9 protein-coding genes and 2 pseudogenes are annotated in these 11,406 nt (G+C 28.9%); 1 reads left to right on the top strand and 10 read right to left on the bottom strand.

Annotated elements, in window-relative coordinates:
* Positions 1-304: pseudogene (locus VLM92_RS15865) on the top strand (spermidine synthase); the annotation flags it as partial.
* Between the two features lie 89 nt (positions 305-393).
* Here the strand turns inward: VLM92_RS15865 and VLM92_RS15860 are convergent.
* From VLM92_RS15860 to VLM92_RS15815, 10 genes and pseudogenes are all read right to left on the bottom strand, one after another.
* Positions 394-1,833: a methyl-accepting chemotaxis protein gene (locus VLM92_RS15860; protein WP_325277290.1), complete on the bottom strand. Its 1,440-nt coding sequence runs from the start codon at positions 1,831-1,833 to the stop codon at positions 394-396.
* Positions 1,834-1,941: 108 nt separating this feature from the next.
* Entirely contained in the window at positions 1,942-3,261 is a 1,320-nt protein-coding gene (locus VLM92_RS15855; protein ID WP_325277289.1) for a sigma-54 interaction domain-containing protein, read from the bottom strand.
* Between the two features lie 168 nt (positions 3,262-3,429).
* Positions 3,430-4,806, bottom strand: a complete 1,377-nt coding sequence (locus VLM92_RS15850) for an APC family permease (protein ID WP_325277288.1) — start codon at positions 4,804-4,806, stop codon at positions 3,430-3,432.
* 22 nt (positions 4,807-4,828) lie between these two features.
* Positions 4,829-5,941, bottom strand: a complete 1,113-nt coding sequence (gene aguA, locus VLM92_RS15845; RefSeq protein WP_325277287.1) for an agmatine deiminase — start codon at positions 5,939-5,941, stop codon at positions 4,829-4,831.
* A gap of 144 nt (positions 5,942-6,085) precedes the next feature.
* A complete protein-coding gene (argF, locus tag VLM92_RS15840; protein WP_325277286.1) occupies positions 6,086-7,132 on the bottom strand; it encodes an ornithine carbamoyltransferase in 1,047 nt (348 codons plus the stop codon).
* Positions 7,133-7,382: 250 nt separating this feature from the next.
* Positions 7,383-8,258 (bottom strand): N-carbamoylputrescine amidase, encoded by an 876-nt coding sequence (aguB, locus tag VLM92_RS15835; RefSeq protein ID WP_325277291.1) that lies wholly within the window; start codon positions 8,256-8,258, stop codon positions 7,383-7,385.
* Positions 8,259-8,608: 350 nt separating this feature from the next.
* Positions 8,609-8,791 carry a hypothetical protein gene (locus VLM92_RS15830; protein ID WP_325277285.1) on the bottom strand — a complete coding sequence of 61 codons (183 nt, stop codon included), beginning with the start codon at positions 8,789-8,791 and terminating at the stop codon, positions 8,609-8,611.
* Positions 8,792-9,139: 348 nt separating this feature from the next.
* The gene (locus VLM92_RS15825) at positions 9,140-9,664 is read right to left on the bottom strand and encodes a GNAT family protein (RefSeq protein ID WP_325277284.1); all 525 of its coding nucleotides are present in this window, start codon (positions 9,662-9,664) and stop codon (positions 9,140-9,142) included.
* Positions 9,665-10,175: 511 nt separating this feature from the next.
* Positions 10,176-10,829, bottom strand: coding sequence for a DUF2628 domain-containing protein (locus VLM92_RS15820; RefSeq protein ID WP_325277283.1), 654 nt, complete (start codon positions 10,827-10,829; stop codon positions 10,176-10,178).
* A gap of 199 nt (positions 10,830-11,028) precedes the next feature.
* Positions 11,029-11,406, bottom strand: a pseudogene (locus tag VLM92_RS15815) (MATE family efflux transporter); the annotation flags it as partial.

Below are 11,406 nucleotides of genomic sequence, written 5' to 3'. Positions count from 1 at the left end.
AGTAAATCAATGTGAAAGTCCATTTTATGAAAAAAACGCTAAAGAAATGAGAAAATCAGTGAAGAAAATCAAATCATTATTTCCTATAAGCAAAATATATCAGTATAATATGCCTACATATCCGTCTGGCCACTGGCTTTTCGGTTTTGCATCGAAAAAATATGATCCAATTAAAGATTTTAACCCAGAAAGATGGGAAGCTCTTGGATTAGAAACAAGATATTATGATAGGGATGTACATATCGGTTCATTTATGTTGCCTGCTTATGTAAAAAAAATGATTGAAACTGTGGATAAAAAATAATTTCAGAAAAAATCATCGATTAAATCGATGATTTTTTTAATAAAAAAACTGCAAGAAATTTATTTTCCTCCAGTTTAAATACTTTTGATTTATATATTTGTTCTTATTTTAACTGTATTAAGTTTTTGATTTAACTCTTCAGCCATGTTCTCTAATCGACCAACGTCTTTAACAATACCTTGTATAGAATCTACTTGTTTTTCTAACACATCTAAAATGCCCTGATTCCCTTGAGAAATATCTTTAAAATCTGAAGAGATTTTATGATTTAACTGAACCAAGTTATCTCTTCTTTCAGAAACTCTGTCTAATAAAAATAACTGTGAGTTTATATTTTCTGTAAATAAATCATAATCCTTATATATTTTCTCACAATATATTTTAAATTCTTCAATTGTTTTCATAAATATTTTATTATGATTTTTATTATCCGAGTTTAATATTATAACATTAAGCCTACATAAACATTGTAATATATTCTCTAAGCTATCTTTGGTTGTCTCAACAGAATTTAAAACATCTTTATGCTCGCTGGTAAAAGCTTTAGAAGCTTCCTCATATAAAAGAAGTTCATTTAAACTTTTATCAAAAGAGGCTGAAGCATTTTTATGAACATTAAACATTTGCTCTACAGCTGAAGTGATAATTTGATTTGAAGTATCCGTTGTACTAATAAGTTCTGATATTTCATTGCATTTAATTTCTAAATCTCTTGAATTTTTAGTTATAATTTGTATTAAATATCTAATTCGATCTGCCATTTTATTAATTGTATGTCTTAAATCTTGCATCTCCCAAATTACAAATAATTTATTGTCATTACTTACTGTTAAGTCTCCATCTCCAATTTTCTTTAAATCTGATATAAGGCTTTTGTAATTATTACCTATTAATTTAGCAACTAAATATACTAATAGATTTCCTATTAACATACATATGAAAAATAATACTACTGTTTTTTTAATTATTTCTCTCCTCATTAATTTAACTCTATCATTATGCATATCTACACCTATAATTGCATTAATTTCACCTTTTGAATTATAAAGTGGTGCATATGCTGTATAGAATGTACCATAATCATCAGTAAAAGGCTTATTAGTAACACTTACTTTACCATTAAATGCTTCTCCCATTTCTTTTTCATATATAGTAGATTTCATGAATGAACTTTCAGCGTCATAAGATGCTAATACAAACTTGGGCTTTAATTCATCGGTCTTTATCATTGTATAAACATCATAAACTCCAACTTCTTCTCTATATTTACCTAAAAGATTACACATATTCTTATACTCTTTTGAGTCCACATCTGTTAAATTTTCATGCATATCACCATCTATTATATATTGAGCTGATATAGCGACATTCTGTAATGTATTTTTTATATCCGCTATTAATATTTTTGATGAATAGACATAATACATACTTCCAAATAAAATAAGTGTAACTGCAATAGTTATCAAAAATCCTATTTGTAGAAATGTTGTAAATGTTATTCCTTTCTTTTTAAATTTCATTAGTCTCATTATGTCCTCTCCTATCATTTATTACTTATGCTACTATAGCTTTTTAGTAATTCATTAATTATACAGCTTAATCTCTTACAATTATCATGATAAATTCTTTATATTTAATTATTTACTAACCTTTCTATATATAGATGATCTGCTAATGCCTAATACTTCTGATGCTTTTTGTTTACCTTGCTCATCCCATCCAAAATAATCTAAAGCTCTCTCAATTGCCCTCTTTTCAAGCTCTTCAATTGTTTTAAACTTAATATCAGTTTTAATATTAGTATTATTTGAGAAGAATTGTTCTGGAAGATTTTCTTTAGTAATATAATTACTTTCTTCAAAATTCATTGCATATTCAATTGTATTTCTAAGTTCCCTTACATTTCCTTCCCATTCATGATTTAAGAATATCTCAGCTACCTCTTTAGATAATCCTACTATCTCCTTTTTCATCTTATTAGAAAAAATTCGTATAAAATATTTACTTAGTAGTAAAATATCATTCCCTCTTTCTTTTAAATGTGGAATATTTAATTTGACTATGTTTAATCTGAAGTATAAATCCTTTCTAAACTGACCTTTATCAACCATTTCTTTAAGATTGTAATTTGTGGCTGCTACTATTCTTATATCTAATGGTATTTCATCTAGCCCACCGACTCTTGTTACTTTTCTATCTTCTAAAACCCTCAGTAATTTCATCTGTAAAAAGGTTGACATATTTTCGATTTCATCTAAAAATATAACTCCTCCATTAGCTTGTTCAAACTTCCCTGGCTTACCTTTTTGATTAGCACCCGTGAAAGCACCTTTTTCATACCCAAATATTTCACTTTCAATCAAAGTATCCGGTATAGCTCCACAATTAATAGCAACAAAAGGGTTACCACTTCTTGTAGATATTCTATGTATTGTCTTTGCAAACACTTCTTTTCCTGTTCCTGAATCACCCATAAGTAAAATCGTTGAATCTGTTTTTGAGGCTTTCTTAATTTTTTTCTTTAATTCAATAATCTCTTTGCTATTGCCTATTATATCCTCAAGTATCATTTCATCCATTTTCTTATTATCATTTGATTTATTTAATAAAAAAATATCTTCAATAGTACAAATAATATATTTTATTTCCTTTTTCTCTTTTATGTTCTTTAAAGAGACTGTAATTTTCATATTAAAATCATTTATATAAATTTCTTTTTCAGTATTATTCAGTAGAGTTTTATTTTCTCTTATTTTATTGATAATTTTTTTTATTTTTAGGTCATTTTTATTAATCTCAAAAATCTTTTCTATAACTTCATTTGTATATACATTATTTGTATACGATTCAAATATTAAAATCCCTTTATTATAGCTATTCATTATATCAATATAATTACTTATTAGTGGATTCATATTTGAATATTCTTTATTTCTAGCACAAATTATATTATACATATTTCACCTACTTATTGAATATTCTAAAGTCAAATATCTATATATATATATTCAATAAAAATACTTTAATTCTATTCAATAAATTATGTTACCTACTTCAAAGAAGAGACCTAAAAATTAGGCCTCTTTCTATCTTCTTTAGAGTTTTCCCATTATTAAACTTATTTCCTAGACATTCTCTTCACTCTGATCTCTATTCTTAACTCCTCTGATTACAACAATCTCTTGAAGGATTATCGATATAATTACGCCTATTGTCAGTGGTACTTTTGTACTAAGCTCCTCTGGAGATGTACTCATTGGAACTACAGTAAATATAAGAGCTGTAATAAGAAGTACCATTGGAATATAAGTTATTAACTTTAATTTAATTCCACCACCTTTTACTTTGAATGGACGTGGAGTATTAGGATCAATTCTTCTTAGCTTTAAGAAAGCAGGAAACATTGGAATATATGATGCAACCAATGTAACTGCACTTACTCCAAAGAAACTCCAAAATATATCCTGACTAGGCATAAATGGGGATAGTACTACCAAAATTGCTGCAAAGATACCATTAAATATCGTTGCATTAGTTGGTATTCCTGTCTTTGAACTTATTTTAGTGAATATTTGCGGCATATCTTTGTTATCTGCTGCGTATTTGACAACATAGTTTACTCCATATGACCATGATACTAAATTTGCAAACAAAGTAAATATAAACATTCCACCAAGAATAGGTACAAGTATTCCTCCGCCTGCTAAATATCTTATGCTGTCAATAAATCCACTAGAAGCATTCAGTTGATCGAGTGGTATTGCTACTCCTATTCCAAATGCAGAAAACATATAGAACACTGCTATAATAATTCCACCAAGTAATAATGATTGAGGAATTTGTTTTTGCGGATTATCCATTTCTGGTGCCAAGGAAGTAATAATCTCTGCTCCACAAAAGTTATAAATTATAACGGATATAAATGAAAGTCCTACAAGGTCTAAATTAGGTAACATAGATTCTATTGTGAATTTTGTTGCCATACCTTTAGTTGTAGCAACATATATTCCGAGTACACCAATAGTAAGCATTATTAATACCTTAAATATTGCTGCTATATTAATGATCCATTTACTTTCGCTTATTCTAAATAAGCTTAAAGTTGTAACAATACCTATAAATAATAATTTCATTAATATTTCTATTCCAATATTAATTTTCAAACCTGTTAATCCAACAAACAACTCACAAAACAACACAGCCAATGAAGCCATCCAAAGAGGAAAATTAACCCAATAATTCCACGCTACTCTAGAAGCCCATTTATTTCCATATGCACTTTTTACCCAGTCATAAAGTCCTCCTTCACCATCATACGTAGTGCCAAGCTCTGCTGAAATCAAACCATATGGGATAAAGAATCCAACCAACATTATTATCCACCAGAAAAACTGTGAATTTCCTATTGATGCTGCTGGTGCCGCAGATTCAGCAACTAATATAATACATACAGATGCCATAACTGCATCAATTAGTCTAAATTTTTTCTTTTTATTTGCCATAATACCCCTCCATACTAATTTTCTAACCTATACTCTTACCTAATGGTTGCTGCTGTGTAATACAGTGAATATTTCCTCCACCTAAAATGATCTCGCGAGCATAAACACCTACAACTTTTCTGTCTGGAAAAACTTCTTTTAGTTTTTCTTCAGCCAACTTATCATATTTTTCATCATTGAATAATGGGAATATAATTGCGCCATTCGCAATATAGAAGTTGATATATGAAGCCGCTTGACGATCTCCTTCTTCTCTAGGAAGAGTACCATCAATCGCGTCTACTCCTTCGCTTTCTTCCTTTGTAATTACAATTGGATTTGGGATGTGTATTTTATGAATTTCTAATTTTCTACCTTTTACATCAGTCTCATTGGTAAGCAAATCATATGCTGATTTTGATATGTTATATTGAGGATCTTTTTCATCATCAGTCCAAGCAAGTAATATCTCTCCAGGTCTAGCAAAACAACAAATATTATCTACATGTCCGTTAGTTTCGTCATTATAAATTCCATTTTTAATCCAAATTACTTTCTCAATATTCAAATATTCTTTCAATTTTTCTTCAATTTCCTCTTTAGTTAAATGTGAGTTACGTCCTTTACTTAGTAAGCATTCTTCTGTAACAATACATGTACCCTCTCCATCCACATGAATTGAGCCGCCTTCTAGAATAAAACCATCCGTTCTATAAGTATCCACATTCTCTATTTCACAAACTTTTTGTGCAATTTTATCATCTTGATCCCATGGGAAATATAAACCATCAACTAGCCCTCCCCATGAATTAAATTTCCAATCTACAGCACGAACTTCTCCTTTGTCATTTATCACAAAAGTAGGTCCAACATCACGCATCCAAGAATCATTACTAGCCATTTCTACAACCCTAATATAATCTGGTAACATTTGTCTTGCATTAGAAAATTGTTCTTTTGATACACCCATTGTTACAGGTTCAAATTCTGAAATTGCTGATGCAATCTCAGCAAAGGATTTTTGAGCAAGCTTTGCACCCAAGCGCCAGTTATCAGTACGTTCAGGCCATATCATCCAACACTGCTTATGTTGTTCAAATTCTCCAGGCATTCTAAATTCATCTTTTTTAGGAGTTGTATCTAATCTTTTTGACATTTATTTTCATCCTTTCTTATATTAATTATTTAATTTACAATAAGAAACCTCATGTAAATTAGATTTCTTATTGTATTTGCTATAAATTAGAAAATGAATAGAATTTTTTGCATGAATTTATGTTATTGAGTTTGCAGAAAATACTTATAGATTATTTAAAAATCCGTCAATTTTGTTTTTGTGATGTGCTAGTGTTTCTTCAGATGGTGAATTATTAAACTTATGAGTAAAATAAACTAAAATTGCCATTTGTGCCGTTAAACGATTTTCTGCTTGGTCAAGAGCAACACTATTAGTTCCTTCTAACGCTTCGCGAGTAACTTCTTCTTTATCATTTGCTGGTAAACAGTGCATTAAGATTGCACCAGGAGCAGCATTTTCCATTAATGCTTTTGTAATTACATAATCTGGCATAAATGCAGCTAAACGTTCTTCCTTCTCTTCTAATTGTGTTGTCCAATAAAAACTATCTCCATAAATTACATCACATTCAGACACTTTTGAAACATCATCTGTAATTTCATATGTAGCTCCAGTTTCAGCACAGTTTTTGTCTGCAACTTTTAACCACTTTTCTTGCATTTGATATTTCTTCGGTCCTATCTGTTTAAAGTTCATCCCGTATTTAGTACATGTTAGTAGTAATGAACGGCATACATCTGTTGCATCTCCCATGAAAGCCACTGTTAAATCAGATAATTCTTTACCTTCTGGCATATGTTCCATCATTGTAAAAATGTCGGCTAACATTTGTGTTGGATGATACACACAGTCTAATCCATTGATTACTGGCACAGTAGACATTTTTGTTAGTGCTTCAGTTGTATCACCGTCATTGGTACGTGCCATAATAATGTCGCACATTCTTGATAGTACACGAGCAGTATCATCAATTGATTCTTTTCCACCTAAGTGAATATCACGTGGTGATAAAAATAATGCGTGCCCATCTAGCAATGTTGCTGCTGTCTCAAATGATACCCTCGTGCGAGTTGAACCTGCTTCAAAAATCATTGCTACCGATTTATTCTTAAATAAATGAGGAACAGCATTGTCACGTCTTGCTTCTTTTAATAAGGACATTAATTCTAACATATCGTCCATTTCTTTTCTTGTGAAATCATTCATAGTAATCATATGTCTCATATCTTTTTTATTTAGATTTGTAGCACTTGAAGATGGTAATTTCATAAACATATCCCCCTGTATTGTTTTTTAATATTAATTTTACTTTCAATAATTATATAAGCAATTGCCGTGCCAACTTTTAAAAACACCTAAAACACAGGATTTTATCATTCTTTAAACTTCAAATCAATAGTTAATTAGCTTAATCTTGTGTCAATTCAAGATATATTCATTTCATTTTGACATAAAAAAAGAACTACAAAACTGCAGTTCCTAAAATTACTTTTTAGTTATATTAAAATTATCTGTTTTATTAAATTGAGGTAATCCCATCATAGGTTAGAATAGCTTTATATAGTTCTGGTCTTCGATCTCTAAAAATACCCCAGTCTGCTCTTATCATATCAATCTCATCTAAATCAAACTCTTCAGTTAAAACCATTTCATCCGTACGATTAGCTTCTATAGTAATCTGACCTTGAGGGCCAGCTATGAAAGACGATCCAAAGAAAGTGATTTCATATTCATCCATCTGTTCCTTGCCTATTCGATTAGATGCTACCACAGGAATAAGATTTGCAGCAGCATGACCTTGCATACATCTTTGCCAATGACCCTTAGCATCAATACATACATCTTCTGGCTCAGAACCTATGGCCGTTGGATAAAATAAAATTTCTGCTCCCATTAAAGCCATACAGCGAGCTGTCTCAGAAAACCATTGATCCCAGCAAATCCCTACCCCTATTTTAGCATAGCGAGTATTCCAAACCTTAAACCCTGTATCTCCTGGATTAAAATAGAATTTTTCCTCATATCCAGGTCCATCTGGAATATGGCTCTTTCTGTATACTCCAAGGAATTCTCCATCTGCATCAATTACAGCTATAGAATTATATCTTGCATTATTTTTTCTTTCATAAAAACTAATAGGAAGTACCACTTCTAGTTCTTTTGCAATTTTTCTAAAATGTTTAATTGCTTTATTATTTTCTACTTCTACAGCATATTTATAAAACTCTTTTTTTTCTTTTTGACAAAAATAAGGTGTTTCGAAAAGCTCTTGCAGTAATATAATTTGCGCTCCTTTAGAGGCAGCTTCCTTTACAAGCTTTTCTGCTTTTTGAATATTTTCTTCAATATTAGATGAACAACTCATTTGTGTTGCTGCCACTTTGACTTTTCTCATGTTTACATCCCTCCATACCACAAAAGATAATATATTCTTTTTTCTAAATGAGAAATTTTATTATGTATTGATTTTTAGTTTTTAAATTATATTATACAACACATACAAATTATCTAAAAATATAATTAGTATGAAATAAGGAGACCGTGAAACACGACTCTCCTTTTATTTATTATTAAAAATAGACATTATTATTTCACCATAGTATTTTCCGTCCTTTAAAATCTCATCTTTAAGAACTCCTTCAGCTTTAAATCCACATTTTTCATAACTTTTTATAACTCTTTCATTAAAATAAAACGTACAAAGCCTTTCGTAAACTTTTTACTATTTCCGTTGCTTTATTTTAACTAGCAGATTATATGAGAGAAACCACTCATTTTTTTAGCTACTTCTATATTTTCTGGTCTTTTACAATGTGGTAATTTGTTTTTGCTATGAGTTTTATGGTGTTGTATGCATTCCTTACAATTTCCATATCTCGTGCATTTAGTGTTTTTGCAACTACATGATTTCATTCCATTTTCTAACATTGTACCCTCCTAATAAGTTATCTAGTACTATTACTCTTTATGTAATTTTACAGTTTTTTATCCTTATTTATATATTTTAACATATCTAAGTAGTTGAATAAATCTTCTTTCATTAACTTTAGAAATATATGCTTTTATATTTATATAAAATGGATAAATTCATATTTTTTATAAATATTTCCTATAAAAACTTTTTCTAAAATACAAATGGCACTGATTTAGTAGAAACTATTGAAGCTAAAGTTATTATTACTGATACTACTCGTAGTTATAGAATAGTATTAAAGAATTATCTAAAAATATAATTAATATGAAATAAGGAGGTCGTGAAACACGACTCTCCTTTTTTTATTTATTATTAAAAATAGACATTATTATTTCATCATAGTATTTTCCATCTTTGAAAATCTCATCTTTAAGAACTCCTTCAACTTTAAATCCACATTTTTCATAACTTTTTATAGCTCTTTCATTAAAAGAAAACGTACCAAGTCTTATTTTATTTATATTCATATCATTAAATATAAAATTTATTAAAACTTTCATAGCATCTGTTCCATATCCCCTACCCCAATAATTTTTATCACCTATCATTATACCAACAGTTGCAACTCTAGCTAACCAATTTACATTTTGAATTCCACATCCACCTATGTATTTATTAGTTTCAATATCTTCTATTGCAAAGTTATACGTACCTTCATTATTTGATTTTTGTGATTTTATCCACTCTTCTTCTTCCCAGTAAGTCATTGGAAAAGGTATCGTTGTAACTAAGAGCTTCTTTAGTTCTTTGTCATTTACAAATTTTGATGCTATAGAAATATCCTCTTCTTTGTAAGCTCTTAAGCATACTTTTTCTCCGTAATACATAGATTAATCCCCCTTTAAAATTTATATCTTTATACTTTTGTTTACATAATTATATTGTTAAGTGTAATAAAATTAAATAATATAATAAAAATTTTATGTTAGCTATTATTTTTTATTCTTAAATTCCTGCTACTCTGTATCTATATTATATTTATTCACAATTTTAAAACGAATATAATTTCCTATATGCTGTAAAGTACATTCTATGTAATGTTTTATTGAGCATATTTAAAGCACCTAGTATTTTTTACTAAGTGCTTAAGATATTATTTCTTAATGTGTTTAATGACAAACTTAAATACATATATTCCTAATGTTAATGAAATTATAATAAACCATGATAATTGTAGTAACATTACTATAATATCAGACATATAATCCCTCCTTTAGGCATAGTTTTTATATATTGAAAGGATGTGTTTTAGATAGCTTCTGTATGATTCCCTATTATCCTTAGTACGTATTTACTCGTTAAAATATACGTAAATCTATAAACTCTATCAATTGTGTACTAAAATCCATATCCATATCCATATAATGATGCTGCAAATAATCCAAACATAACTATAGTTATTAGTATAAGTATAAAACCAATAACAGGTACTGCTATAGCTAGCGGTAAGTTAACTCCACCATTACTTCTAATGGCCACTTCTCTTGCATTATTATCCAAATGTTTTATACTATCAAGTCTTTTCTCAATATGATTAAGATATAAATAGTTTCCATATAATCCAAAGCCTATTGAAACTGCTAAATTTGCTATAAATGCAACCATAGGTCCTATTGGTAATATTAAATTAACGCCTATTAGTATTGCTCCTATTAGATACATTTTTCTATACAATGCCCAATATGCAGGTATTAAAAACGCAATCCAGTTCCAACTTGTTTGCTGTCCAGTCTGTTTTATATTGTTAAACTTTGGAATATAGTACTCTGTATTTTTGTAAACAAAGTTTTCTATATCTTTATTATCAAATGTTGTTTTATAATTTTCTTGATACAATTCTTTTGAAATGATTAAATTATCTTTATACTCTTCTTTAGAAGTGTCTACACTAAGGCGAGTTCCACAATTTGCACAAAATTTTGCATCGTGTTCATTTTTATTACCACACTCTTTACAGAAAACAAAACCTGTGTCTGAATTATTATTTTCCACTATATACCCCCTTCATAATTTTTTAGTTCTATAAAAAATTATTCGATATATTAATACTATATGATAAATTTGCTTTATGTAGACTGTCCTAAATATATACACTCTATAAATTTTGAGTTCAATAATTTCTTAAATAAACAAAAAACTCATGCAACTTTTATAAGTGCATGAGCTTGATATATTTTATATCCTTATATGACTAATACATATACGCTTTCTTATATTTCTTTATAAATAAAATCGACAATCCTATAGTAATAACTTCAGCAAAAGGAACTATAATCCAAAGTCCATTTATCCCAAGCATACTAGGTAAAAATAAGAACCCTATGATTACAAAAACAAAGGCTCTTGAAAAAGATACTACTGCAGAAATCTTTCCATTTGAAAATGCTGTAAAAATTCCCGAAACATAAATATTTAATCCTACAAATAAAAATGCAATTGAAAAAATCTGAAGACCATTTAATGCTAAATTAAAAACAGGACTTTCCTTACTTACAAAAGCTGTAACTATAAATGGTGCAAATCCTAAACAAACTACAAAAATTAAAATAGAAGAAATTAAAATAAATTT

Source organism: Romboutsia sp. (genome assembly GCF_035470145.1).
Taxonomy (GTDB): domain Bacteria; phylum Bacillota; class Clostridia; order Peptostreptococcales; family Peptostreptococcaceae; genus Romboutsia_D.
Note: the sequence above shows the minus strand (reverse complement) of the source record. Positions and strands in the feature narration are given on the sequence as shown.

Excerpts from the sequence above, each read along its gene's own strand:
- VLM92_RS15860 (WP_325277290.1), bottom strand. The coding sequence starts at position 1,833 with ATGAGACTAATGAAATTTAAAAAGAAAGGAATAACATTTACAACATTT.
- VLM92_RS15855 (WP_325277289.1), bottom strand. The coding sequence starts at position 3,261 with ATGTATAATATAATTTGTGCTAGAAATAAAGAATATTCAAATATGAAT.
- VLM92_RS15850 (WP_325277288.1), bottom strand. The coding sequence starts at position 4,806 with ATGGCAAATAAAAAGAAAAAATTTAGACTAATTGATGCAGTTATGGCA.
- aguA (WP_325277287.1), bottom strand. The coding sequence starts at position 5,941 with ATGTCAAAAAGATTAGATACAACTCCTAAAAAAGATGAATTTAGAATG.
- argF (WP_325277286.1), bottom strand. The coding sequence starts at position 7,132 with ATGAAATTACCATCTTCAAGTGCTACAAATCTAAATAAAAAAGATATG.
- aguB (WP_325277291.1), bottom strand. The coding sequence starts at position 8,258 with ATGAGAAAAGTCAAAGTGGCAGCAACACAAATGAGTTGTTCATCTAAT.
- VLM92_RS15830 (WP_325277285.1), bottom strand. The coding sequence starts at position 8,791 with ATGTTAGAAAATGGAATGAAATCATGTAGTTGCAAAAACACTAAATGC.
- VLM92_RS15825 (WP_325277284.1), bottom strand. The coding sequence starts at position 9,664 with ATGTATTACGGAGAAAAAGTATGCTTAAGAGCTTACAAAGAAGAGGAT.